Source organism: Exiguobacterium algae, from assembly GCF_018617875.1.
Classification (GTDB): Bacteria; Bacillota; Bacilli; order Exiguobacteriales; family Exiguobacteriaceae; genus Exiguobacterium; species Exiguobacterium algae.
Genome location: NZ_JACSKZ010000001.1, coordinates 406,800 through 432,218, shown reverse-complemented (window position 1 = coordinate 432,218; position 25,419 = coordinate 406,800). Strand labels below are relative to the sequence as shown.

The window sequence follows — 25,419 nt, the reverse complement described above, 5'->3', positions numbered from 1 at the left end:
AAGAGACCTTCCGGAGTCGATTCACTCCGGAAGGTCTCTTTTTTTAACCTAAGTGTAAGGCTGGTTTCTCGACTTGTTCATCGATAAAGGTCATGGATAAGGCGTTGAATTCATCGGGTTGGTCGACATTGACGACATGACCGGAATCCTGGACGATCTGGACCGTCGCCGTCGGTTGATGCTTGGCAGTCCGTTCGACAGCTTCAAGGAACATGTAGTCCTCGTCCCCCATAATATACAAAATCGGGACTTCTGTTTGAATGGATGTGAATTGATTCAGGAGCGGGTTAATATTTTCCGTCATTTTAAACCAACGGATGAACTCGCGTTGACAGAGGTTTGCCGCATCTCGGACAAACATCATCCGTGATTTCTTATGTCGCTTCTTCGGCAATAAAATCCAGGCAAACAATTTATAGAGCCACATATACGGCACGAAATTTTGTACGAGGCTACCGAGACGGATCAGCAAGGTCGAACGCACATTGAATTTGACGATGGCGCCGCCGAGGACGACCGAGGCGATTCGATCCGGATAATGTTCAAACATCGCCTGGATGACAATCGTTCCAAGCGATAAACCGACCATGTGCCCTTTTTCAATGTCTAAATGGTCCATTACTTCGATGACGTCTTTTGCGACCAAATCGAACGTATATGCGTTTAACGGTTGTTTGAGTGATTGTTCCGGGTCATAAGAGCCACCGTGCCCTCTTAAATCGACTAGAAGTACGTTGTATTTTTTACGAAACGGTCGGATTTGTCGATACCAGTGCGACAAGCTTCCACCAGCACCATGTATGAAGATGACCCATGGATGGTCATCACTGATTTTATACGTTTTATAATGCAGCATGAATGCTATCCTCCAAAAATTTTAAGTTCATTTAACCATAAAAGCAGTATATCATATTCGCTTAATCAGCTCTATCCTCGACGTTCATTCAATTTAATCGCTTTTTTCGTATTCGCGAAGTGGACTTTGGCGATGTTGTTCAAATAGTGCTCACCATGCTGTTGAATAAGCGTTGCAGCCACCTGGTCTACTTTCGCACCGGCACCTTTAGGGAGTGTCACACCCGCTTTTTGACTCAATTTGTCCATCTCCTTCAAGAAGAAGGCGCGTGCCAAAATCGAAGCGGCCGCGACGGCGACATGTAGTCCCTCGGCCTTTGTCGAGAAGTACACGTTTTCGCGCACAATCGTGGATTCGTTTCGTAAGTGGTTGTAGTATACGGCTTTTTCAGCGAACTGATCGATGAGAATCGCATCAGGGGGCGACTCCAATTTTTCGAGCAGGGCGGATAGTGCGGCGTTATGGGCGATCGCGGTCATCTTTCCTTGTGTCATCGTTCGTTGCATTTTGTTATAGGTCGGATTGTGCAAGGTGGCCTTTTGATACGGGATCGTCACATGTAAATCTTTTGCGATCCGAACGATTTCAGGGTCTGACAGCTGTTTGGAGTCCTTGACACCGAGTTCTTTGACGAGGTCGATCAAATCATGCGGGACATAAGCGGACACGATGACGAGTGGTCCGAAGTAATCCCCTTTCCCGACTTCATCACTTCCGATGACAGACCAGTTGGCAAAACCATCCGGTAATACCGTACTGGGAGCAGATTGTTTTTTCTCAATCGGTTTGCCCCATTTTGCGGCTTCTTTTTCAGCGTCACGGCCTTGAAACATGACTTTGCCGGAATTATATACAGTCACCACGACATGCGGTGTCTTTGCACTAAACTTTGCATGTGGGGGCGGGTTGATCGAATACGTTTGGTACGCGTTCATCAGTTCTTCCTGGGAAGAAGGAGACAGCTTGATGACTTGGTTGCCCAATCTGAGCACTTCCTTTCTTTATAGCAAATTAATCTTACATTTTTTTTAGGGTTTTTGAAACCGATGTCGTAAAAAGTTCGTATAGAAAAGGTGAATCGGGAAGAATCGAGGTGAAACAACGGTGTGGTGGCACGATGACACGGATCAAGATGAGATGGACATTCGTTATCAACATATTCTTGAACTCGAAGCCAGGATTGCCAGGCTGGTCGCTCATCAAGTGAGAGTGCGTCGGCTACTGATGCAAGAGTGTTCGATGGATGTGGAAGAGCGCGTCATTCAAGTCCAGAAAGAAGTCGATTATTATTTACGGCTCATGCGACAAGAGCGTCAGGAAGAAGTCGATCAGTACGAAAGATTGCGTATCGAGCGCTCGCTCGGTCAAACCCGTCATGTGACGGGGTACCCTGTGCAGGCCCGTACCGAGTGGGGCGGCATCGAAGAAAAATTGGCACTTGAAGTCGAACAACTACGACGTGTTCTGGAAATAGAACAAAAACGTCGAAATGAGGAGGGGTGGTAATGGAGGCAATCGATCAATTATATTGGTGGGTACTTATTATCGCCGGGTTTGGAACGTTTATCTATATGTTGTTCTCAGATGTGTTTGACATGTTTGACGGTTGGTTCAATCCAGCGGTCATCCTATCGTTTTTGGCGCTCGGAGCAGGAATTGGACTTATCCTTAATGCACTGGCTCATGTCTCACCGATGATTGGTTTGGCTGTAGCACTGGTCGGTTCATTCGCACTCACCACACTGTTGTATTTATTCGTCTTAGTACCATTATCGAATGCAGAAGAATCGATTGGATTGACGGATGAGTCACTCGTCGGGCTCGTCGGTCGATTGACCGTTCCGATTCCGGAAGGCGGATTCGGAGAAGTCCTCATCGAGACCGTGACAGGATCGGTATTAAAAACGGCGCAGAGCTTGGACGGGACGGCGCTCTCGACAGAACGTCGGGTCGTGGTCATTGAAGTAAAACGAAATATTGCCATCGTCATGGCATATGACGAACCTACTATTCGAGAGGAGCAATAAAAGATGAACACAGCGATTTTAGTAAGTATCATCGTCGGGGTAATCGTACTGGCCCTTGTATTTGTATTCGTACTGAAGTACCGAACGGTCGGACCGGATGAGGCCCTCATTGTGACAGGGAGCTATCTTGGAAAGAAAAATGTACATAGTGACGCAGCAGGTAACCGGGTCAAAATCATTCGGGGTGGCGGGACATTCGTTCTTCCGGTGTTCCAACAAGCCGAACCGTTAAGTCTTCTATCGAGTAAATTAGAAGTGACGACACCGGAAGTATACACAGAGCAAGGAGTTCCGGTTATGGCAGACGGAACAGCAATCATCAAAATCGGCGGCTCAATCAGCGAAATTGCGACAGCAGCCGAACAGTTTCTTGGAAAACCGAAAATTGAACGAGAGAATGAAGCGAGAGAAGTGTTGGAAGGACACCTTCGTTCGATTCTGGGTTCCATGACGGTCGAAGAGATTTACAAAAACCGTGATAAGTTCTCGCAAGAAGTGCAACGGGTGGCGTCTCAGGATTTAGCGAAAATGGGACTGATCATCGTTTCCTTCACCATCAAAGACGTGCGGGATAAGAATGGTTACTTGGAGTCACTCGGGAAACCACGGATCGCACAAGTGAAACGGGATGCAGATATCGCGACAGCCGAAGCGGATAAAGAGACGCGCATTAAGCAGGCGGAAGCGATGAAAGATGCGAAAAAAGCGGAGCTTGAACGGGCTTCAGAAATCGCGGAAGCGGAAAAAGAGAACCAGCTTCGCATCGCGGCATATCGCCGTGAGCAAGACGTGGCAAAAGCCCGTGCCGACCAGGCGTATGAGCTTGAGGAAGCGCGTGCGAAACAGGAAGTCACGGAGCAACAAATGCAAGTTCAAATCATTGAGCGTCAGAAACAAATTGAGCTGGAAGAGAAAGAGATTATGCGCCGTGAGAAGCAGTATGACTCAGAAGTGAAGAAAAAGGCAGATGCTGACCGTTATGCCATCGAACAATCTGCAGCCGCAGACAAGGCGCGTCAAATCGCCGTGGCGGATGCAGAGAAGTATCGAATCGAGGCGCAAGCGAAAGCTGATGCCGAACGCGTACGACTTGCCGGTCTCGCCGAAGCCGATTCTGAGCGGGCGAAAGGGGAAGCTGAGGCAGAGATTATTCGATTGACGGGTCTTGCAGAAGCCGAGGCGAAAGAAAAAATCGCCGAAGCGTTCGCGCAGTACGGTCAGGCGGCGATTCTCGATATGGTCGTCAAGATGCTTCCGGATTATGCAAAACAAATTGCCTCACCGCTTGGAAATATCGATCAAATCACCGTAGTCGATACAGGAAGCGGGAAAGATGGCGGTGCCGGAAAAGTGACAGGATATGCGACAGATTTGATGGCTTCTCTTCAGCAGACGTTGAAAGCCTCTTCTGGAATTGATATGAAAGACTTACTTGAAAATTTCGCAGGGAAAGGTAACGTTGCGCGCGTGACGGCCCCAGAGCGTGAATTAACTGATTCGACGGTCGCTGCTACAGAAGAATAAAGCGTAAAAGCTACGAACATGCGTGTTCGTAGCTTTTTTTATTATTCCCATAAGTTTTAAAAATATATCTTTAGAAATAAAGGGGAACGGACGATAAAGGAGATGTCAGACCATTTAAGAGAGGGAGTTATGCATGAAGAAATCCATGATGTTTACAATGATGACAGCATGTGCGATATGGTTGTCGGGTTGCCAATCCGTGATCGATGATCCGGTGGCGACGGTAGAATCCCGTCAAACGATGGGAGTTGTGTTATCGGACGTTGGTCTCGGGGACCAGTCGTTCAGTGATGCCGCGATGCGGGGGATGGGACAGTTGCGTGAAACAGGTGACTGGTTCGTCGATTATCGTGAGCTTTCTGAAAGTGAAACGTATAAAGCTGGATTTGAACAGCTTGTAGAAGAGAAATACGACGTCATCGTCGGTCTCGGATTCGCCTGCCAGTCGGATTTAGAGGCAGTGGCGGCGGAGTATCCAAACCAGCAGTTTGCTTTGATTGATGGTATTTCTGAGTTGCCAAACGTTTTATCGATCACGTTTGAAGAAGGGGAGGGCAGTGTTCTAGCGGGAGCAGTGGCCGGTCTCGAAACAGAAACGAAGAAAATTGGTTTTATCGGCGGAATGGACATCGAATTGATTCAAAAGTTTGAAGCAGGATTTGAAAAAGGGTTGAAAAGCATCGACGAAGAGAATGAGATGATGGTCGACTTCTCAAATGATTTTGCCTCGCCGGAAATCGGACGCGAACTGGCTGAGAAGCAAATCGAAGCAGGAGCGGATGTCTTATATGCGGCTGCCGGATTGACAGGGGTCGGCGTACTCGAAACGGCTCAAAAATACGGTGTGAAAGCCATTGGGGTCGATAGTGACCAAATGATGATTGCACCGGAAGCTGTAGTCACTTCGATGTTGAAACAAGTGGATTTAGCGATTGTCGAAATCGCGGAGCGTGTTGCCGATCAGCCGTTTAACGACCATGTCGTCCTTGGCATTGAAGAAGGTGGCGTGGGTCTCGCACCACTTCGCAATATTCAGTGGACGGATGAGGAAATGGCTCAATTCGAAGCGATTCAACAGCAGCTTGAGGAGGGGACGTTACAATGAGTTTACGGAAGCGTTTTATTTTCTCCACCGTCTTTACGGTACTCTTGATCGTGTTGATGATGAGCTATGTGTTAAGCACGTTGAACCGTCTGCAAACCTATAACGAACAATACGGAAGTCAAATGATTGAGTTGTCTCAACTCGAGACGTCCCTTTTGCAGGAACAGTCACTTTGGACATCCCTCGGTGAACAGCAGAACCAATCGACATTGACACAACTCGAGCGCGTTCGTGCTCTTAACGCAGCTACGTTCGAGGATTTAGAACAGTCTTATTTGATCCCATCCTTCTCGTATCATTTGGACCGGGCAAATATGAAGTACGAACAATTGAATCAAAGCAGTGAAACCTCTCTAGAAGGGGGAGTCGCCGCCCGTATTCAATCGGCGAAGCTAGAAGGGATTTTGAACGATGTCAATACGTTGATCTCGAAAAATGGGGACTTCTATGAAGCATTACAGGCAGAGGCGGCGGATGAGACGGGACGTCTGTTCCTCGTGTCCGGTCTGTTGACGATTTTCGTCGTCATTGCATTAAGCGTCTATAACTTCCTCTTTGCCCGGGCAATCATTCGTCCGCTCAACCGTAGCGTAGAAGCGGCTGAAGCGATTGCGTCTGGTCGTCTGGTGACATTGCCGGATTCGACACGTCGTGATGAAATCGGACGCCTGGAGCGGGCGATGCGTGAAATGTCCGTTTCACTCCAGACGGTCATCGGTTCGATTCGAGTCACATCGATGAAAGTGAACGGTATGACGGAAACGGCAGCAGCTGAGAACGAGGCCGTTGTCAGTACGACATCAAACATCACGAACGCAGTGGATGAGATGGCACATGGCGCCCAATCGATTGCGAATGAACTGCAAGAGACGCTCAGTTCCGTCAATGCGATGGCAACATCGTTTGAAACGAGCTTGAATCAAACGAAACAGACGACTGAACAAACGACGGAAATGACACGTGAAGTAGCCGCAGGGATTGATACGTTGACAGACCAAGAGCAAATCTTGGACCGTTCAAGTGAACGGAACGACGTGCTCGTTTCTCGAATGGATCAGTTCGCGAAACAGACGGCAGAAATTGAAACGATGGCCAAATTGGTCGAAGATGTTGCCGCACAAACCAATTTGTTGGCTCTTAACGCTGCGATTGAGGCGGCGCGTGCAGGCGAGGCAGGCCGTGGATTTGCTGTCGTCGCAAGTGAAGTGAAGAAATTGGCTGAAGAGAGTAACAAAGCGACACGCTCGATCTTTAGCGTCGTTGAAACGATTCAGCAAGAAGTCATTCGTTTGACCGAGACGGTGAGCGAGTCGAAGCGGGAGCAGGAAGCGCAGCTTGAGGCGTTTGGTCTAACGAAACAAGCGTTCAACCGGATCCATGAACGTACGGATCATGTCGCTTCGTTCGTCCGGACAATCGAGCAGGAAATGTTGACTTCAAGTAATGAAGTGAACCACGTTCTTCGTCGTGTCGAAGAAGTCTCAGGCGTAACGGAAGAGCTCGCTGCAGGAAATGAAGAAGTAGCGGCTTCGATGAAAGAACAGCAGGCAAGCTTTGACCAAATCTTTGCATTGATGCAAGAGTTGGAAGGACAGGCAGCCGAATTAGCGGGGCAAGTCCAACATTTTGAAGAAGAATAATTCGTTTAGAGACCGGAGGCGTACGGAACGCTTCCGGTCTTTTATGATGGCGAAAGATGATTGTTCTCTTTTTCGGAGCGGATAGCAGCTTATTACCGTCACGATAAATGGAGAAAGCCGATGAACCTGCTGACGAGAAGAAGAGTAGAGGAGGCATGCGATTTGACCACATACTGTAAGAAAACAGCGGATGGTGAACGGGCATGGAAAAGTGGAAACAGCTTGTGATTGGACTGGTTGTCGTGCTCTTTTTTGGCGTCGGCTATCTGTTTTATTCAAAAGAACCGGAAGAGTCCGTCGTCGAAGAGTTTGTCATGGAAGTGGACGAAGTGGAAGAGGAAGTCGTCGAAGTATTGAATGTCGTCGTATACGTGACGGGGGCGGTCGAGTCACCTGATGTGTATTCGATGCCTCAGGGGGCACGAATTGGGGATGTTTTGTCGCGTGCGCGGTTAACAGAGGAGGCGGACCCGGAACAATTGAATCTTGCGCAACTGCTCGTAGACGGGGCGAAGGTGGTCGTCCCGAAAAAAGGAGAATCGCTCGAACAACCTGCACAACCCGTCGGAGGAAGCGACACCGGTAGCGGGGTACATGTGAATATCGCGACGAAAGAAGAGTTGATGACAGTCCCTGGAATCGGACCGGCGAAGGCGGATGCCATCCTGAATCATTTAAAACAGAACGGACCATTTAAGACGTATGAAGACCTTGGAGAGGTTAAAGGGTTTGGTGAAAAGACGCTCGAGAGCATGAAGCCGTATTTACTGGTGCCATGAGATGCCTCTTTTCCCGCTCGTCGGAGTCGTCATCGTGGCGTCGGCAATCCGTCAATCCTGGTTCCTCTGTCTAACCTCCCTCGCCTTGTACGGCCTGGTTCGTAACGGACAATCCATCTATTCGAAAATCGGGGTCGGTTGCTTGATTGGGCTTGTCCTCATTCAGTCAGGAGAACATCCCGTTCCGACTGATCCGACGCTCATCTTCGAGGTCGACAGTCGGCGGGAAAACGGTTCGAGCGTCCGTCTTTATGGAGAAGCGGATGGTGTAAAGGGCGTATTGAGAGGGAACGAACTGCAAAAGGGGTCACCCAGGCGAAACGTGTCAGGTAATCGTGCAATACGAATTTTTTCAAGTACGTCGTAATCTTGGTGGTTTCGATGAGAAAGCGTGGGCAGAAAGCTCGAATCTTTCTTTTAAAGGAGAGGTACAAGATGTTGTATCCTGTAGACCGACGCCGGGAATCAATGGGAGGATGTTACGTTGGAAAGAACGGCAGTTTGAGCGAATTGAACAAACCTACCGGGAAGATGTCACACTGTATATCGAAGCGCTGCTGTTTGGTGAGGGACGTTCGTTGGACGAGGAGACCTCTTTCTCATATCGCGTGATGGGACTGCTGCATTTACTCGTCATCTCAGGGTCGCACATCGCCGTTCTTGTCGTTGGCATGCGATGGGGGATGCGATTTTTCCCGATCCGACGGGAAACGAAGACACTCTTCATCATTGTCCTGTTGACCGCTTTCGGATGGATGACCGGTATGTCGCCACCGGTCGCACGTGCGGTTCTCGTGGCGGACATATTGCTCATTTATTCGTTATTCGGTCGGGATATTCGTGACCCGATTCGCCTGCTCGGGTGGTGTGCTGCGTTGATGTTGGCGGCAGAACCTCATCTACTCGAAAATCTCGGATTTCATTTGACCGTCGGTATGACGGTTTTCATATTGGTCACGAGACGACTCTGGCGCGGCTTGATTGAGCTTTCCATCTACGCGCAGTTGATTGGTCTCCTTTTTCTATGGCCGGTTCAGCCGGTCCTGTCCTTTGCTGCGCCGTTCATGAACATTGTGATGGCGGTGGCGATTTCCTGGTTGATCATGCCGCTCGCCTTTTTGACTTATGTCGTACCGACTGCTCAAAATCTATTCGTACCGGTGCTGGATGGGTTAGAGGGGATGTTTCGTCTACATGACACGTTCCGACCGTGGTTCGCACTCCATGAGCTTTCACCTATCCAACATGCTTTGTTGACGATCGGACTTCTGCTTGGGTTGATTCTTACGGAGAAGAATCGGTGGCTGGGGTTGTTTTGCGCGCTGTTCACGCTCATTACGGTCGTCGTCCTTTCCGAAGGGCTTGAGAAGCCGCGTGTCACGTTTTTGGATGTCGGTCAAGGTGATGCCATCGTTGTCGAGCAAGGGGATGTGACGGGTGTCATCGATGTTGGCGGGGTCTATCAAAATCCAGAAGAAAAGAAGCGCTCCGTCTTTGATCCCGGGAGCGACATTGTCGCGCCATACGTCTGGAAGCGTGGGGAGAAAACGTTAGACTTTGTATTGCTGACGCATGCGGATCATGACCATATCGGTGGGCTGGCCGGTCTACTTGATCACGTGCAGGTGCGTGAGCTCTGGTTGTCGAAACTAGTCGCAGACCCGTTAAAGCGGGAAGAATTGCTTCAATTGGCAAAACGGCACGGACTTCGGATTCGATTACTGGAAGAAGGAGACACACCTTATCCATGGATGCGCATCGTGGCACCGACGAAGCATCACGAAGACGAAAATGAAAACTCGGTCAGTCTGTACATGAAAGTCGGCGAAATGACGTACTTATTAACGGGTGACTTACCAATCGAGCAGGAAGAAGACCTTCCGAGTCTCAATGTAGATGTGTTTAAACTGGGTCACCATGGTTCGAACACGTCGTCTGGGGAGGCGTTGATTGAACGGATTGAACCGGAATGGGTCATTGCGAGCGTGGGCGCGAACAATCGATACGGTCATCCGCATTCGGAGACGCTGATGCGCATTACGGGGCGCCGGTTGCTTCGAACCGACAAAGACGGGATGATTATATGTGAAGAAAGAGGATGTCATGGCATCGTCGAAAGAGAGGTCAGTCGTGACGAACTGTGATAAACTAAAAAACGATTGCTCCCCCGGGGCAATCGTTTAACGACTTATAAGCTTAAGAATTTAATGACGACACCGATGAAGAAAATCGTGAAGAAAAATCCAAATGGGACGATGAAGCCGATTGCTGAATCGATCGCATCATTTCGTTTGCATTGAACGTCATTTTCAAACGGATTTTCACTCGGCGGACGTACAGAGTTAATTTGCATATTAGGTCCCTCCTTATCATACTTCCTTTATAAGTATAGCGAATCATGCGAAGATAATCTATGTTTAGATGAGAATAAATTGTGAAAGTGGTGTGTGTTTTGAATGAACCCTGGTTACATAATGGGAAATTAGCGAGCGTCTATGTCTTATACGGAACGGAGAAATACTTACTTGAGACGTGGGAGCGCGAAATCATCAAAGCGGCCAATCCTTCCGGTGACCAGTTTGATGTGATGCAGCTCGACTTGCAGGAGACATCGCTCGATACAGCCTTGGACGAAGCGGAGACGGTGCCGTTCTTTAGTGAATTTCGTACCGTCATCGTGAAAAATGCGCAATTTTTGACCGGCGCCAAAGAAAAGCAAAAGCACAATGTCGATCGACTGGCCGGGTATATGGCACAACCTGCCTCGTATTCTGTGCTCGTATTCGTCGTGGAGACGGAAAAACTCGATGAAAGAAAGAAGATTGTAAAGCGCTTGAAGGAACAAGCTATCGTCTTAGAGGCGAAAAAACCGACGCAATCCGAGATGATCCGATACGTGAACGATGAATTGAACCGCCAGCAACAACAAATGGACCGCACGACCGTAGAACGGTTGTTGTTCCTTTGTCAGGATGATTGGGGCAAGCTCGTTCGGGAGTTGGACAAGTTGCAGCTGTACGCAGGAGTTGGCAAGTCAATCCCGATTGAGGTCGTCAATGATTTAGTGCCGCGCACGTTAGAAGATAATGTGTTTCAGTTATCGGAGCTGCTCGTCAAACGGCGTGCGGACGCGGCGTTACGACTTGTCAGGGATTTAGAGAAGCAAGGACAAGAACTCCTTGGACTCCTAGGACTGTTGGCCAGACAATACCGCAACATGTATTTGTCAAAACAGTTGTCCGAACGGGGCTATGGTGAGAAACAGATTGCCTCAAAAATCGGGGCGCACCCTTATACGGTGAAGTTGGCGACACAAGCGAGTCGGGGGTTTTCAGAAGCGCAATTGGCAAAAGCGATGACGCTGATTGCCGATGCGGATGAGGCGATGAAGACTGGTCGTGGAGACAAGCAGATTATTTTTGATACGCTCGTCTGTCAACTGACGTTATTGTGAGGTGAGAGAATGGGATTTATTCAAGTGAGTCTGGAAGATGTCATCCCGCTCCGTCACGACGTGTTGCGACCGGGTAAACCCCGTTCCACATGTTACTTTGAAGGAGATGAGGCGCCGACGACACGTCACTTCGCCTGGGAAGAGGACGGGCAAATCGTCTCGGTCGCCACGGTCATGCGTTCGGAAAATGTAATGGACGGGGAAGTCATTCCGTATCAGCTACGTGGGATGGCAACGAGTCCGCGACTAGCTGGAAAAGGGATCGGTTCTTTATTCTTACAACAACTTCATCGTGAAGTAGATGCGTCGTGGTGGTGCAATGCACGGGCGGTCGCCATCCGCTTTTATGAACGGAACGGGCTCGTCCGTGTCGGGGACCCGTTCGAGATTTCCGACATCGGAATCCATTATGTCATGGTCTACAAAAAAACAGCCGGCTCCGAGTAGGAGGCGGCTGTTTCGTTTGATCTCTAATTAGAGAGCAGCGATACGAGCTGCGAGGCGTGATTTATCACGACCTGCTTTGTTTTTGTGGATGAGGCCTTTTGATGCAGCCTTGTCGAGTTTCTTCGTAGCGAGGACGAAAGCTTCTTGAGCAGCTTCTTTGTTCCCTTCAAGTACGAGAGCGTCAACGCGTTTTACTGCTGTACGCATTGCTGCTTTCTCTTGTGAGTTCGCAACACGACGTTTTTCAGAAGTCTTTGCACGTTTGATTGCTGATTTGATGTTTGCCATTGTTTGTCACCTCCTGAAACAAGAAAGTGTATGTTCTTATTACTTCAAGTAATCATTCAACAGAACAAGCACAATTGTAGCAAACGGTTATATGAAAAGCAACCACTTGATGATTATTCTGAAAACTATCTGTGGTATTGTTGTAGTAGGTCGTACACATACTCTTAGGATTTTGATATAATGACACGGTATGTATGAGAAGGATAGGTGAACCGATATATGAACAAACAAGAATTAGAGAATCGTCAGAAGAAGATTCGTAACTTTTCCATCATCGCGCACATCGATCATGGGAAGTCGACGCTCGCTGACCGGATTCTTGAAAAAACAGGTGCACTCACGGCTCGTGAGATGAAAGAGCAGACACTTGACGCCATGGACCTTGAGCGTGAACGCGGAATCACGATCAAACTGAATGCGGTCAAGTTGAACTATACGGCAAAAGACGGGGAAGAGTACATTCTACATTTGATTGATACCCCTGGACACGTCGACTTTACGTATGAAGTGTCGCGTTCACTCGCGGCGTGTGAAGGGGCGATTCTCGTTGTCGATGCGGCACAAGGGATTGAAGCCCAAACGCTTGCGAACGTTTATTTAGCACTCGATAACGACCTCGAAATCATTCCGGTCATCAATAAAATCGATTTACCGTCAGCGGACGTCGATCGTGTCCGTCAAGAGATCGAAGATGTGATCGGACTTGATGCGAGTGACGCGGTTCCGGCATCTGCAAAAGCCGGAATCGGGATTGAAGAAATTCTCGAGCAGATCGTTGAACTCGTACCACCGCCGACTGGTAGCCCGACTGAACCGCTTCAAGCCTTGATCTTCGACTCGTACTATGATGCGTATCGCGGCGTCGTCGCGTCGATTCGAATCGTCAACGGTTCGGTCAAAGTAGGCGATAAAGTTCAAATGATGGCAACCGGGAAGACGTTCGAAGTAACGGACCTCGGTGTATCGACGCCGAAGCCGGTCTCGGTAAAAGAGCTGAACGTCGGGGATGTCGGTACGTTGTCTGCATCCATCAAGACGGTCGGGGATGTTCGTGTCGGGGATACGATCACCCTTGCGAAAAACCCGGCTACGGAACAGCTTCCGGGTTACCGGAAAATGAACCCGATGGTGTACTGTGGCTTGTATCCGATCGATGCGGCGAAGTACAACGACCTTCGTGAGGCGCTTGAAAAGCTTCAGCTCTCAGACGCTGCCCTCGAGTTCGAACCGGAGACGTCTCAGGCGCTCGGTTTCGGATTCCGTTGCGGATTCCTCGGGATGCTTCATATGGAGATTATTCAAGAGCGGATCGAGCGTGAATTTGGGATTGACTTGATCACGACGGCACCATCGGTTATCTATCACGTGACGACGACTTCAGGAGAAGTCATCCATGTCGATAACCCGTCGAAGATGCCGGAACAACAAAAAGTCGAATCAATCGAAGAACCGTATGTGAAGGCGGCCGTCATGACACCGAACGATTATGTCGGGGCCATCATGGAGCTCTGTCAGAAGAAACGCGGGACGTTCATCGATATGCAGTACATCGATACGACACGTGTCAAAATCACGTATGAAATCCCGCTCAGTGAAATTGTCTATGACTTCTTCGACCAATTGAAGTCGAGCACGAAAGGTTATGCATCACTCGATTACGAATTGATCGGCTACCGCCAGTCACGTCTCGTGAAGATGGATATTCTCTTGAACAACGAAGTCGTCGATGCGCTCAGCTTCATCGTTCACCGTGACTTTGCGTACGAGCGCGGAAAAGTCATCGTTGAAAAATTGAAGGCGCTCATCCCACGGATGCAGTTCGAGGTACCGGTACAAGCTGCTGTCGGTACGAAGATTGTCGCCCGGTCGACGATTAAAGCCCTCCGTAAAAACGTCTTGGCGAAATGTTACGGTGGAGATATTTCTCGTAAACGTAAACTTCTTGAGAAACAAAAAGAAGGGAAAAAGCGCATGAAGATGGTTGGATCTGTTGAAGTGCCGCAAGAAGCGTTTATGTCCGTCTTGTCGATGGACGAAGAATAATCAATCCACACCCTGGTCCGTTGATCAGGGTGTTTTTGTGTTTTGGGGCAGGAAACGGACGCGCAGGTAAGGAAGAATACATACTTAGACGGATTATGTGAGGAGGAGCCTCTGTGCCCATCTTTAATTATTCAGCCGGACCGAGTATGTTGCCGCATGAAGTCATGCAAAATGTCCAGAAAGAGTTACTGTCCTACGAAGGGAGTGGCGTTTCGATCGTTGAAATGAGTCACCGGTCGACTGCGTTTCAATCCATCGTCGACTCCCTCGAAGCGCGCCTGCGTCGTCTCATGGACATCCCGGAAACGTATGCAGTGTTATTTCTTCAAGGAGGAGCGACCCTTCAATTTTCGATGGTACCCATGAATTTACGTGAGACGTCGCGATTCGCCTATGTGGATACCGGGATTTGGTCTAAAAAAGCGATGACGGATGCCCGCTGCTTCGGGGAGGTCGCTATCATCCAACCGACCGACGATTTGGATGGGATGAGTTTTTCAACGGATGGGCTTCATGACGTCGACTATGTGCACCTCACGTTGAACAATACGATAGAAGGAACCCGCTTCACAGCAATCCCTGAAACAGAGGTCCCGATTGTGGCGGATGCGTCCTCGAATATATTGGCAGAACCCATCGACGTTTCCCGTTTTGGATTGATTTATGCGGGCGCCCAAAAGAATATCGGACCGTCCGGATTGACGGTCGTCATCGTGAGGCGAGACCTCGTTCAATCACTTCACCTACCGAGCTATTTAAGCTATCACAACCAGATGGACACCTTGTTGAACACACCATCGACGTTCAGTATGTACGTGGCGGAGCGGGTGTTGAAATGGGTGGAGGAGGCGGGCGGCGTCGAAGCGATGGAACGGATGAATGTCCAAAAACGTGATCTGATTTACGGTTATTTTGAGACGTCTGCCTTGTTCAAACCGCTCGTGACAGGAGAAAAACGTTCACTTACGAACATCCCTTTCACGACCGGAAGTGAGGAAACCGACCAGCGCTTTCTGGAATTTGCCCGTGAACAGGGGCTGATTGAACTCGGGGGGCACCGTTCGGTCGGAGGGCTTCGGGCGAGTCTTTACAATGCGATGCCGCTAGAAGGGGCGACCCGATTGATTGAGGTCATGAGACAGTTTGAGGAGGGACATGATGTATCACATTAAAACGTATAACCGCATCGCCTCAGCCGGGTTGAAACGCTTTGAACCGTCCGAGTATGTGGTGAATGCTTCAGAGCAAGCGGACGCTTGGGTCATCCGTAGTCACAATGTCCATGACGTCGAAATTCCTCCATATCTGTTAGCGGTGGCAAGAGCAGGTGCGGGAGTGAACAACATTCCGCTGGACGCGCTCGCTCAAAAAGGGGTCGTCGTATTTCATACCCCGGGAGCGAACGCGAATGCGGTGAAAGAGCTTGTGCTCGCGAGCATGATCCTCTCCGTTCGCCCGATTGCGAGAGGCCTGAACTGGGTGAACGACCAGACGTTTGAGACGCAAGAACAATTGGAGAGCGCGATGGAGCAGGAAAAACGTCAATTTGTGGGGGCCGAGCTGAGAGGGAAACGGGTCGGAATCATCGGACTCGGGGCAATCGGAGCAGCGCTCGCGAACGACTTGCTCCAGTTGGGAGTCGACGTGATCGGATATGATCCTCATCTATCCGTAGATGCGGCGTGGAATATTTCCAAACATGTCACGCGTGCCAAGCATTTGAGCGAGGTGCTCGGGGCGGTTGACTTGTTGTCGATTCATATGCCGCTCACACCTGACACGAAAGGCAGCATCGATCAGAGTTGGTTTGATCGGATGAAGCCGGGTATGACGGTCTTGAATTTCGCACGCGGGGAGCTCGTGAACGACGGAGATCTCTTACAGGCGCTCCACCACCATGTTGGCCTTTATGTGACGGACTTCCCGAGACAGTCACTCATCGGTCACCCGCAGGTGATGGCGTTCCCTCATCTTGGTGCTTCGACTCGTGAATCCGAAGTGAATTGTGCGATTCAAGCGGTCGATACGTTAAAACTGTATTTGGAGACAGGGAACATTCGGAACTCGGCCAACTTCCCGAACACCGAGTTGCCGTATATCGGAAAGCGCCGTTTGGCGATTTTACATCACAACGTCCCGAACATGGTCGGACAAATCACGGGAGAACTGGCTTCCCACGGTATAAATATTGACAACATGGTCAATCGAAGTCGTGGAAAAATCGCCTATACATTGATTGATCTCGATAACCATCAACATGAACCGTTATCCATTCATGCGCTATACGAAATCGAGGGCGTCATCCGCGTCCGAGAATTTTAAGGAGGACTTATGGTCGTATTAAAACCGTTTATCCCTTTTATGCCGGAACACCCTGAGGAAGTGGCAGCACCCCCATATGACGTGGTGAGTGTGGAAGAAGCCAGACAGGACATTGAAAGACGGCCGAACTCATTTTTAACCGTAGACAAACCGGAGGCGCTTGAGGAGACTCTTTCTCTGAAGGATTGGGGACGTCGCGCCAGGAAAGAGTTGGAACGGCTGTACGAGTCTGAATTGACCGCACGGCCTTCGGGGTTTTATGTGTACCGTTTGACGAGCGGGAACAATCGTCAGACCGGGCTTGTCTCGACGTTCGCTGTCGCCGACTATGAGGCCGGGCGAATCAAGATTCATGAACATACGAGAGAAGTGAAGGAACGGGAACGTGTCGAGCATGTCAGTGCGACAAAAGCCCACACGGGACCCATTTTATTGAGCCACCCCGCGAACCCTGTCTTGAAACAGATTTTGCATAGTGCGACCGAAACTTCACCATTCTTTTCATTCACCGACGACCAGGGAGTTCTTCATGAAGGGTTCAAGGTCCCGGACCGCGAGCTGGCCCGTGTCGTGATGGCTGGTGCGTCCATTCCTGCGGTGTATATCGCAGACGGACATCACCGGGCCAAGGCGGCTGCTGTCGTAGCGAGCGCGGAGACGAATGAAGGGATCAATCCGGTGGAACGGTCACATTTTTTAGGTGTCTTGTTCCCGAGTGACGAGTTGACCATTTTGCCGTATCATCGAGTGTTGTCAAACATCGCACCGGAAGAAGTGGAAAATATGTTAGAAGGCCTCTCCTTCTCGTACGACATCTCTGAACGGGACACGATTGTTCTGCCCGAACGCCACGGTGTTTTTGGCGTCGCTTACCGGGGAATGTTTTATCGGATTCAAAAACATCAGGAAAGTGAAGAACTGGATGTGGCCCTTCTCCAGCGAGATGTACTCGAGCCTTACTTCCGGGTAACTGATATCCGATCAGACGAACGGGTTGATTTTGTCGGGGGGAATGTTTCGGCTGAAACATTGCAGGAGATGACAGCTGAACGTGACGTCCTTGTCTTGACCTGTCATGCGACGACGATGGAACAGTTGATTCGTGTCTCGGATGAAGGGGGGCAGATGCCGCCGAAATCCACGTGGTTCGAGCCGAAACTGATGAGCGGTCTGTTCGTTCATCGGTTCGATTGAATGCGCAGGCTGGCATGAACGTCAAAAAAGCGTTATAAATGGAAAGAGAAGAAAGGGGTGGCCGCATTGGCTAAAGCCGTATATCTTCACATTCCATTTTGTGAACATATTTGTTATTACTGTGATTTCAACAAGGTGTTCTTAAAGAACCAGCCTGTTGATGAATATTTAGATGCACTTGAGCGGGAAATCGAACTGACGCTGAAGCAGTTTCCGACCGACCGGATTGAGACGATCTTCATTGGGGGCGGGACACCGACCGCACTCAACGAAGCTCAAATGGCTCGGTTGATGGATATGGTTCGTCGTCATCTGTTACCTCTCGCATCCGATGACCTAGAATACTCCGTCGAGGCGAATCCGAATTTCGTCAGCGCTGAAAAACTCGATACGATGAAACGTGGTGGGGTCAACCGGGTCAGCTTCGGCGTCCAAACGTTCGATGATGGGGGACTGGAACGAATCGGTCGCACCCATCGGGCGGATGATGTGTTTCAGACCGTGCAGGAAGCGTCCAAACGATTCGACAACATCTCGATCGATCTCATGTTCGGTTTGCCGGAACAAACGCTCGAGCAAATCGACCGTGACTTGGAACTTGCACTCCAACTTCCGATCCAACACGTTTCCTCCTATTCCTTGATCCTTGAACCGCATACCGTGTTTGCGATTCAGGAGCGGAAAGGAAAGCTGCGGCTCCCCGGAGAGGACACCGAGGTCGCGATGTACTTGAAGGTGATGGAAACGCTCGAACGCCATGGTCTTTCGCAGTACGAGATTTCGAATTATAGTGTGGAAGGCAGAGAGAGTCGTCATAACCAGGTGTATTGGCGAAACGAGGAATATTACGGGTTTGGTGCCGGAGCTCATAGCTACTTGAACGGTGAACGCCGGGCGAATATTGCCCCAATCCCGCACTACATCAAGGCGGAAGGGCTACCGGTCAAAAATGTGACAAAGCTGGAGACAGTCGAGCAGATGGAAGAAGAACTGTTCCTTGGTCTGCGTATGCGTTGCGGGGTCTCTGTTGAGACGTTTTTAGACAAATACGGATTATCTCTTGAATCGGTGTTTGGTCACGTGATTGATGACCTTGTTAAAAAAGAACTGGTGGAGCGGACCGGGACACACGTCCGCTTGACCGAATCCGGACTTCCGCTTGCCAATGAGGCGTTCGCAGCCTTTATCGGTGAGGCGAAAGTGGACACGATGCATTCCTAAAGAAAAGGCAATCTTCCTGAAGCGTCAGGAGGATTGCCTTTTTTGATCGTACTGCTTATAGGATCAGGTCGCGATAGAGCGGGGTTAAGCGGCCGAACGTGTCCTCCACGAGAGCGAGGAACGCCGACTCGTTTTGTAGAATCGAGGCATCGGCCTGTAATTGCCGCCCGATCAAGAAATCTGCCTTTTTAACGTTTCCAAACCGCTCCAACAACGTCGTGATCGATGCCTCAGATGTTTCTTCAATAAGGAAGGCATCTTTTTTCATATGGTCGCCGGCGACATGGAAATCCGCGAACTCGGATTTGAAATCGAGCGTTTCGAGCCGTTTCGCAATCGCTTGTTTATTTGGCATCTCATAGATGAAGGCGAGCCAGACAAAGACGCGGTCGTCGAACAGACCGACTTGCAGATGCGGGTGTTTTTTATAGCCGCGCTTGTCATGACAGATGGCCATCCACGTATCCTTCGGGGGATTGACCGTTCGTCTGGCATGCTTCGCCACATGCAAATAAAGAGGGACGCCGACATCGGCTTCGAGCTGAGGACCGACTTCATCGTAAATTCGATGGAATAAAGGTTGGATGTGGGACCGAATTCCGGTCATGCGAGATTCGAGTCCGTCTTGCTTGAATACGTCAAATTGTTTTGTTGTAAACATATGATCACCTCTTTTTCCATGATAGCGGACTCGGGATGAAAATTCAGGTTTGAGGGCTTTACAAAAGGTGAAAAAATTGAGGTGTATCAATTGACAAATAGTGAGAACGTGATAATATTTGAAGTGTGATTAGCACTCGTTAATTATGAGTGCTAGTAAAAGCGAGGCGAATCTTTCAGAGAGGGGTGATGTTGTGCTGACAGAGAGACAATTGCTCATTCTTCGGGCGATCATTGATGATTATATCCAAACCGCCCAGCCGGTCGGATCACGCACGCTCTCAAAGCGGGACGATCTGTCGTTCAGCTCGGCGACAATCCGAAACGATATGGCGGACCTAGAAGACATGGGATTGATTGAAAAGCCGCATACCTCTGCCGGACGGATCCCGTCGGAAGTCGGCTATCGCTACTATGTCGATCATCTCGTAGAAAAACGGATCATCGACGAGCGGGAAACGTTCCGATTGGAGGAGCGTCTCAAAGAATCGGCAAAAGAGTCGGAATTACTCATCCGGCAAGCCGCAGATCTCCTTTCTGATTTGACCAACTACACGACGGTCGCCCTCGGTCCGAACAGTCAGATGGAAAAGCTGGCGCGTGTGGATTTCATGCCGATCGATGAACGACGTGGAGTCGTGTTGATCGTGACCGACCAAGGTCATGTCGAACATCGTACGGTCGTCTTTGAATCCCGGGTTGCGCCAGACATCATCGAAGAGACAATTCGTTTGTTGAATGATCGCTTGGTCGGTACCCCGCTCGGACAGCTTAAAATTCGAATCGGGGAAGAAGTTGCCAAACTTCAACTTGCCCAGCGTCAACAGTACGACAACATGATGCAGCTGATCCAATCGACGGTCGGAATTCAGACACCGTCCTCGCTCTATCTAGGGGGCAAAAAAAACATATTCAATCAACCTGAATTCCAAACGATTGATACGTTACGGCCGTTCCTTGAATGGATTGATGAGCAGGAACGGTTGACCCATTGGCTCGAATCGTTGCCAAATCGCGAAATCTATGTGAGCATTGGGAGCGAGAATGGAATCGTCGCACTTCAAAATTGTAGTGTCATCACTTCGGATTACACGTTGGATGGAAAAACATTCGGTACGATCGCCATGATTGGTCCGACTCGAATGAATTACCGTCACGGCGTACAGATGATGGGACAAATCATTGAAGCGTTGCGACGTACGAAACTAGAAGAGTGACGGAAAGGAGCCTCAACATGACAGCAGAGAATCAAAAAGGGCCAGAACACGAAGACGTGCTCGAAGAAAAAGATGTGGACACGTCGCAGTCAGAAGACACAAAAGAGACAGAAACAAGCGGTGAAGACGAGGTTTTAAATGCTGAGATTGTGGAAGAAAGTTCTGAGGGGACGGACTTACAAAAAGAAATCGAAGCATTGAAAGCGAGCGAACTCCGCATTCGCGCCGACTTCGACAACTTCCGTCGTCGGACGAATGAAGAGAACGCGAAGCGGGTCAAATTCGCATCGCAGTCTGTCATCGAAAAATTGATTCCGCTCATCGATAACTTTGAGCGGGCACTCCAGGTGGAAGCATCTTCAGACGATGCGAAACAGATTCAAGCAGGTGTCGATATGATCCACCGCCAGTTGCTCGACATTCTAAATGCAGAGCAGGTCGAAGCAATCGACGCGGTCGGTCAACCGTTCGACCCGAACTATCATCAGGCGGTCATGCAGGAACCGAGCGATGAATTCGAATCTGGAATCGTCACAATGGAGCTCCAAAAAGGCTATACGATGCACGGTCGAGTCATTCGCCCAAGCATGGTAAAAGTTGCGGAATAACTACTTAAACGAGATGGAGGAATGAACAATGGGTAAAATTATCGGTATTGACTTAGGAACTACAAACTCATGTGTAGCAGTAATGGAAGGTGGCGAAGCGGTCGTCATCTCAAACGCGGAAGGAAACCGTACGACGCCTTCTGTCGTCGCATTCAAAGGGGAAGAACGCCAAGTCGGTGAAGTTGCGAAACGTCAGGCAATCACGAACCCGAACACAATCCAATCAATCAAACGCCACATGGGTACTTCACACACAGTTGAAGTAGACGGTAAGAAATTCACGCCACAAGAAATCTCGGCAATCATTTTGCAAAAGTTGAAAAAAGATGCGGAAGACTACCTCGGTGAAACGGTCACGGAAGCAGTCATCACAGTTCCTGCATACTTCAACGATGCTGAGCGTCAAGCAACTAAAGATGCTGGTAAAATCGCTGGTCTTGATGTCAAACGAATCATCAACGAGCCAACAGCGGCAGCACTCGCATACGGTCTCGATAAAGGTGAAGACCACACGATTTTGATCTATGACCTTGGTGGTGGTACGTTCGACGTTTCAATCCTTGAGCTTGGCGACGGTGTATTTGAAGTAGTCGCGACAGCTGGTGACAACCGTCTCGGTGGAGATGACTTCGACCAAAAAGTCATCGACTATCTCGTTGCGGAATTCAAAAAAGAAAACGGCATCGACCTTTCGAAGGACAAGATGGCTCTTCAGCGCTTGAAAGATGCAGCTGAAAAAGCGAAGAAAGACCTTTCAGGCGTCACAAGCGCACACATCAGCCTTCCGTTCATCACAGCAGGTGAAGCAGGTCCACTCCACTTGGAGATGACACTCACGCGTGCGAAGTTTGAAGAATTGACGGCTGACCTTGTCGAACGCACAATGGAACCGACTCGTCGTGCATTGAAAGATGCAGGGCTTACACCATCTGACCTCGATAAGATCATTCTCGTCGGTGGTTCGACACGTATCCCTGCCGTTCAAAAAGCAATCCACGACTTCACGAAGAAAGAGCCATTCAAAGGGGTAAACCCGGATGAAGTGGTTGCACTCGGTGCGGCAATCCAAGGTGGAGTTCTTGCTGGAGACGTAAAAGACGTCGTCCTTCTCGACGTTACTCCACTCTCGCTCGGTATCGAGACAATGGGTGGCGTGATGACGAAATTGATCGATCGCAACACGACAATCCCGACATCGAAATCACAAGTGTTCTCGACTGCTGCAGATAACCAGCCTGCTGTTGACATCCACGTCCTTCAAGGGGAACGTCCGATGGCACCAGACAACAAGACGCTTGGTCGCTTCCAATTGACTGACATTCCACCAGCACCACGTGGAGTGCCACAAATCGAAGTTAAATTCGATATCGATGCAAACGGAATTGTTCACGTATCAGCGAAAGATCTTGGTACGAACAAAGAACAATCCATCACAATCCAATCTTCTTCAGGTATCGATGAGGCAGAAATCGAGCGTATGGTGAAAGAAGCTGAAGCGAACGCAGACGCAGATAACAAACGTAAAGAAGAAGCGGAACTTCGCAACGAAACAGACCAACTCGTCTTCGCGACAGACAAGGCAATCAAAGACCTTGGTGAGCAAGTGGAAGAGGCGGACAAAGAAAAAGCAGAAGCTGCGAAAGAAAAAGCGAAGACGGCTCTCGAAGGAACTGACCTTGAGGCAATCCGTACGGCAAAAGACGAATTGTCGACTGTCGTTCAAGAGTTGTCGCAAAAAGTATACGCAAAAATGGCTGAACAGCAAGGTGCTGAAGGCGCAGAACCACAAGCAGAAGCAAAACAGGACGATGATGTCGTGGACGCAGAGTTTGAGGATCTTGACGATAAAAAATAAGCAGCCGTTGAAAAGGAGAGCGCCAAAGCAGGTTTCTGCTTTGGCTCTTTCCATGTTAAGGTAGAATCGGTAAAATCGATAGGTAGTCAGAGACTGGATAGGAGCGAGGAAAGTGTCTAAACGAGATTATTATGAAGTGCTCGGTGTCGAAAAGTCGGCCTCGGCACAAGAAATCAAACGTGCATACCGTAAATTGGCCCGTCAATATCATCCGGATATCAACCAAGAAGCGGATGCGGCAGAGAAGTTCAAAGAGATCGGGGAAGCATATGAAGTGCTCTCAGATGAGCAAAGACGTGCGCAATATGACCGTTTCGGATTCGAAGGAGCGAACCAGTTCGGCGGAGGAGGCGACTTCCAAGGCGGATTCGGTGACATCTTCGATATGTTCTTCGGCGGAGGCGGACGTCGTCAAGACCCGAACGCCCCGCGCCGTGGTGAAGACTATCAATACGTCGTTGATTTGGACTTCATGGAAAGTGTCACAGGTAAAACAGAGACGATCGAACTTGAAATCGAAGTCGAATGTGACACATGCATGGGCAGTGGCGCAAAACCAGGCACGAAACCTGAAACGTGTAGCCGTTGCGGCGGAAGCGGGATCGAGACAGTCGAACAAAACACGATTCTCGGACGCATGGTCAATCAACGTCCGTGTAGCCAATGTCATGGTACAGGGAAAACAATCAAAGAGAAATGTCCGACATGTCATGGATCGGGCCATGTGAAGAAGAAACAAAAAGTAGAAGTGAAAATACCAGCGGGAATTGACAACGGTCAACAAATCCGACTATCTGGTAAAGGCGGTCCCGGGGTGAACGGTGGACCGGCCGGTGACTTATATGTCGTCGTACGTGTCCGTGCCCATGAGATTTTCGAACGGATCGATCAGCACATTTCGATGGAGATGCCTGTCACTTTCACTCAAGCTGCACTCGGCGCGGAAATCGAAGTGCCGACCGTTCACGGGAAAGTGAGCTTAAAAGTGCCAGCCGGTACGCAGACCGGGTCGAAATTCCGTCTTCGCGGAAAAGGGATGCCGAGCGTCCGTGGCGGTGGTCACGGAGACCAGTATGTCAACATCGTTGTGATGACACCGACAAATATGACGGACCGTCAAAAAGAACTGCTCAAAGAGTTTGAGGAGATCAGCGGTGAGTCAGGTGTTGAAGAAGAGCACAGCATGTTTCAAAAAATGAAAAAGTTTTTCAGTCACTAAAAGGAGCGTGTACAAACGATGAAATGGTCTGAAATCTGTGTCCACACGACACAGCTGGCTGTAGAAGCCGTATCGAATTTATTACACGAAGTGGGGGCACAAGGTGTCGTCATCGAGGATGTCGAGGATTTCGACCGGATGATGGCAGAGGACCATTTCGGAGAAGTGTGGGACGTTTCGGACAGAGAGACGTATCCGACTTCTGGCGTACATGTCAAAGCCTATGTCCCGGCATCGAGTGACTTTCAGGATTTGCTCGCAAACCTGAAGAAGGAAATTGAATCACTTCGTCACCTGTTGGATATCGGGACAGGTGAGGTGACGGTCGCGGAAATTGACGAAGAGGACTGGGCCCATTCCTGGAAACAGTATTATAAGCCCGTCAAAATCTCACAACAGCTCACCATCGTCCCTTTGTGGGAAGAATATACACCGCAACCGGAAGAAAACGTCATCTTGCTCGACCCGGGTATGGCGTTTGGGACGGGGACGCACCCAACGACGATGCTCTGTATTCAAGCGATTGAAAACTACATTCAGGCAGGAGACCGCGTCATCGATGTCGGAACGGGCTCTGGCGTCCTGTCGATTGCAGCGGCGAAACTGGGAGCGGATCGCGTCAAGGCGCTCGACCTCGATTCAGTTGCCGTCGAAGCGGCGCGCCAGAACGTCGAGACGAACGGCGTGGAGTCGCTCGTTGAGGTGGGCACGGGTGATTTGTTGAAAGGTGTCGACGGAGAGTATGATTTGGTCGTCGCGAACATTCTCGCGGACGTCATTCTTCTCTTCATCGATGATGCCTATGCCCGCACGAAATCAGGTGGACATTTCATCACCTCTGGTATCATCGGAGAGAAACGTGCTGAAGTGACCGAGGCGCTTGTCAAAGCCGGTTTCGAGATCGAAGAGACGCGCGTGATGGAAGACTGGGTCGCCATCATCGCGAAGAAGGGGTAAGCG

The 25,419-nt window shown here is 49.7% G+C and carries 25 protein-coding genes; 20 read left to right on the top strand and 5 right to left on the bottom strand.

The genetic code is table 11. The features are described from left to right. Positions 1 to 43: 43 nt before the first annotated feature. Both KNP03_RS02235 and rnhC read right to left on the bottom strand, forming a co-directional pair. Entirely contained in the window at positions 44 to 856 is an 813-nt protein-coding gene (locus tag KNP03_RS02235) for an alpha/beta fold hydrolase (RefSeq protein ID WP_214824606.1), read from the bottom strand. A 71-nt stretch (positions 857 to 927) separates the two neighbouring features. Next, the gene (rnhC, locus tag KNP03_RS02230; RefSeq protein WP_214824603.1) at positions 928 to 1,839 is read right to left on the bottom strand and encodes a ribonuclease HIII; all 912 of its coding nucleotides are present in this window, start codon (positions 1,837 to 1,839) and stop codon (positions 928 to 930) included. Between the two features lie 121 nt (positions 1,840 to 1,960). On the opposite strand from rnhC, the gene KNP03_RS02225 reads away from it, so the two are divergent. The 8 genes from KNP03_RS02225 to KNP03_RS02190 all read left to right on the top strand — a co-directional run bounded on the left by KNP03_RS02225 (position 1,961) and on the right by KNP03_RS02190 (position 10,075). Further along, complete coding sequence (locus KNP03_RS02225) at positions 1,961 to 2,362, top strand: hypothetical protein (protein WP_214824601.1); 402 nt, start codon at positions 1,961 to 1,963, stop codon at positions 2,360 to 2,362. Then, on the top strand, positions 2,362 to 2,883 hold the full coding sequence (locus tag KNP03_RS02220) for an NfeD family protein (protein ID WP_214824598.1): 522 nt from the start codon (positions 2,362 to 2,364) through the stop codon (positions 2,881 to 2,883). Before KNP03_RS02225 ends, KNP03_RS02220 begins: the two co-directional genes overlap by 1 nt. Positions 2,884 to 2,886: 3 nt before the next feature. After that, complete coding sequence (locus tag KNP03_RS02215) at positions 2,887 to 4,407, top strand: flotillin family protein (RefSeq protein ID WP_214824594.1); 1,521 nt, start codon at positions 2,887 to 2,889, stop codon at positions 4,405 to 4,407. 133 nt (positions 4,408 to 4,540) lie between these two features. Beyond that, the gene (locus KNP03_RS02210) at positions 4,541 to 5,512 is read left to right on the top strand and encodes a BMP family lipoprotein (RefSeq protein ID WP_214824591.1); all 972 of its coding nucleotides are present in this window, start codon (positions 4,541 to 4,543) and stop codon (positions 5,510 to 5,512) included. Beyond that, positions 5,509 to 7,152, top strand: a complete 1,644-nt coding sequence (locus KNP03_RS02205; RefSeq protein WP_214824583.1) for a methyl-accepting chemotaxis protein — start codon at positions 5,509 to 5,511, stop codon at positions 7,150 to 7,152. The genes KNP03_RS02210 and KNP03_RS02205 overlap by 4 nt, the downstream gene beginning before the upstream one ends. A gap of 203 nt (positions 7,153 to 7,355) precedes the next feature. Then, the gene (locus KNP03_RS02200; RefSeq protein ID WP_214824582.1) at positions 7,356 to 7,931 is read left to right on the top strand and encodes a helix-hairpin-helix domain-containing protein; all 576 of its coding nucleotides are present in this window, start codon (positions 7,356 to 7,358) and stop codon (positions 7,929 to 7,931) included. A gap of 1 nt (position 7,932) precedes the next feature. Further along, a complete protein-coding gene (locus KNP03_RS02195) occupies positions 7,933 to 8,298 on the top strand; it encodes a hypothetical protein (RefSeq protein WP_214824581.1) in 366 nt (121 codons plus the stop codon). Beyond that, positions 8,267 to 10,075 carry a DNA internalization-related competence protein ComEC/Rec2 gene (locus KNP03_RS02190; RefSeq protein ID WP_214824580.1) on the top strand — a complete coding sequence of 603 codons (1,809 nt, stop codon included), beginning with the start codon at positions 8,267 to 8,269 and terminating at the stop codon, positions 10,073 to 10,075. Before KNP03_RS02195 ends, KNP03_RS02190 begins: the two co-directional genes overlap by 32 nt. A 44-nt stretch (positions 10,076 to 10,119) precedes the next feature. Here the strand turns inward: KNP03_RS02190 and KNP03_RS02185 are convergent, their stop codons facing one another. Then, positions 10,120 to 10,284 carry a YqzM family protein gene (locus KNP03_RS02185; RefSeq protein ID WP_214787369.1) on the bottom strand — a complete coding sequence of 55 codons (165 nt, stop codon included), beginning with the start codon at positions 10,282 to 10,284 and terminating at the stop codon, positions 10,120 to 10,122. A 90-nt stretch (positions 10,285 to 10,374) separates the two neighbouring features. Here KNP03_RS02185 and holA point away from each other — a divergent pair, with 90 nt between their 5' ends. Together holA and KNP03_RS02175 are read left to right on the top strand one after the other, a co-directional pair. Continuing rightward, positions 10,375 to 11,385, top strand: coding sequence for a DNA polymerase III subunit delta (gene holA / locus KNP03_RS02180; protein WP_338082705.1), 1,011 nt, complete (start codon positions 10,375 to 10,377; stop codon positions 11,383 to 11,385). Between the two features lie 9 nt (positions 11,386 to 11,394). Continuing rightward, entirely contained in the window at positions 11,395 to 11,832 is a 438-nt protein-coding gene (locus KNP03_RS02175) for a GNAT family N-acetyltransferase (protein ID WP_214824577.1), read from the top strand. 27 nt (positions 11,833 to 11,859) lie between these two features. Here the strand turns inward: KNP03_RS02175 and rpsT are convergent, their stop codons facing one another. Then, positions 11,860 to 12,120 carry a 30S ribosomal protein S20 gene (rpsT, locus tag KNP03_RS02170; protein ID WP_012726675.1) on the bottom strand — a complete coding sequence of 87 codons (261 nt, stop codon included), beginning with the start codon at positions 12,118 to 12,120 and terminating at the stop codon, positions 11,860 to 11,862. 219 nt (positions 12,121 to 12,339) lie between these two features. Here rpsT and lepA point away from each other — a divergent pair, with 219 nt between their 5' ends. The 5 genes from lepA to hemW all read left to right on the top strand — a co-directional run bounded on the left by lepA (position 12,340) and on the right by hemW (position 18,900). After that, positions 12,340 to 14,163, top strand: a complete 1,824-nt coding sequence (gene lepA / locus KNP03_RS02165; RefSeq protein WP_214824574.1) for a translation elongation factor 4 — start codon at positions 12,340 to 12,342, stop codon at positions 14,161 to 14,163. 113 nt (positions 14,164 to 14,276) lie between these two features. Then, positions 14,277 to 15,335 (top strand): 3-phosphoserine/phosphohydroxythreonine transaminase, encoded by a 1,059-nt coding sequence (serC, locus tag KNP03_RS02160; RefSeq protein WP_214824552.1) that lies wholly within the window; start codon positions 14,277 to 14,279, stop codon positions 15,333 to 15,335. Next, the gene (locus KNP03_RS02155; RefSeq protein ID WP_214824549.1) at positions 15,322 to 16,485 is read left to right on the top strand and encodes a phosphoglycerate dehydrogenase; all 1,164 of its coding nucleotides are present in this window, start codon (positions 15,322 to 15,324) and stop codon (positions 16,483 to 16,485) included. The genes serC and KNP03_RS02155 overlap by 14 nt, the downstream gene beginning before the upstream one ends. A 9-nt stretch (positions 16,486 to 16,494) precedes the next feature. After that, on the top strand, positions 16,495 to 17,679 hold the full coding sequence (locus KNP03_RS02150; RefSeq protein WP_214824546.1) for a DUF1015 domain-containing protein: 1,185 nt from the start codon (positions 16,495 to 16,497) through the stop codon (positions 17,677 to 17,679). A gap of 66 nt (positions 17,680 to 17,745) precedes the next feature. Then, positions 17,746 to 18,900 (top strand): radical SAM family heme chaperone HemW, encoded by a 1,155-nt coding sequence (gene hemW / locus KNP03_RS02145; RefSeq protein WP_214824543.1) that lies wholly within the window; start codon positions 17,746 to 17,748, stop codon positions 18,898 to 18,900. A 55-nt stretch (positions 18,901 to 18,955) separates the two neighbouring features. Here the strand turns inward: hemW and KNP03_RS02140 are convergent, their stop codons facing one another. Further along, a complete protein-coding gene (locus KNP03_RS02140) occupies positions 18,956 to 19,561 on the bottom strand; it encodes a DUF1054 domain-containing protein (RefSeq protein ID WP_214824538.1) in 606 nt (201 codons plus the stop codon). 193 nt (positions 19,562 to 19,754) lie between these two features. Here KNP03_RS02140 and hrcA point away from each other — a divergent pair, with 193 nt between their 5' ends. The 5 genes from hrcA (at position 19,755) to prmA (ending at position 25,416) form a co-directional block, all read left to right on the top strand. Continuing rightward, the gene (gene hrcA / locus KNP03_RS02135) at positions 19,755 to 20,777 is read left to right on the top strand and encodes a heat-inducible transcriptional repressor HrcA (RefSeq protein ID WP_214824535.1); all 1,023 of its coding nucleotides are present in this window, start codon (positions 19,755 to 19,757) and stop codon (positions 20,775 to 20,777) included. Positions 20,778 to 20,794: 17 nt separating this feature from the next. Continuing rightward, entirely contained in the window at positions 20,795 to 21,385 is a 591-nt protein-coding gene (grpE, locus tag KNP03_RS02130) for a nucleotide exchange factor GrpE (RefSeq protein ID WP_214824532.1), read from the top strand. Positions 21,386 to 21,413: 28 nt separating this feature from the next. After that, positions 21,414 to 23,240 (top strand): molecular chaperone DnaK, encoded by a 1,827-nt coding sequence (gene dnaK, locus KNP03_RS02125; RefSeq protein WP_214824528.1) that lies wholly within the window; start codon positions 21,414 to 21,416, stop codon positions 23,238 to 23,240. Between the two features lie 112 nt (positions 23,241 to 23,352). Beyond that, on the top strand, positions 23,353 to 24,459 hold the full coding sequence (dnaJ, locus tag KNP03_RS02120; RefSeq protein ID WP_214824526.1) for a molecular chaperone DnaJ: 1,107 nt from the start codon (positions 23,353 to 23,355) through the stop codon (positions 24,457 to 24,459). Between the two features lie 18 nt (positions 24,460 to 24,477). Next, the gene (gene prmA, locus KNP03_RS02115; protein WP_214824524.1) at positions 24,478 to 25,416 is read left to right on the top strand and encodes a 50S ribosomal protein L11 methyltransferase; all 939 of its coding nucleotides are present in this window, start codon (positions 24,478 to 24,480) and stop codon (positions 25,414 to 25,416) included. The last annotated feature ends 3 nt before the right edge of the window (positions 25,417 to 25,419 follow it).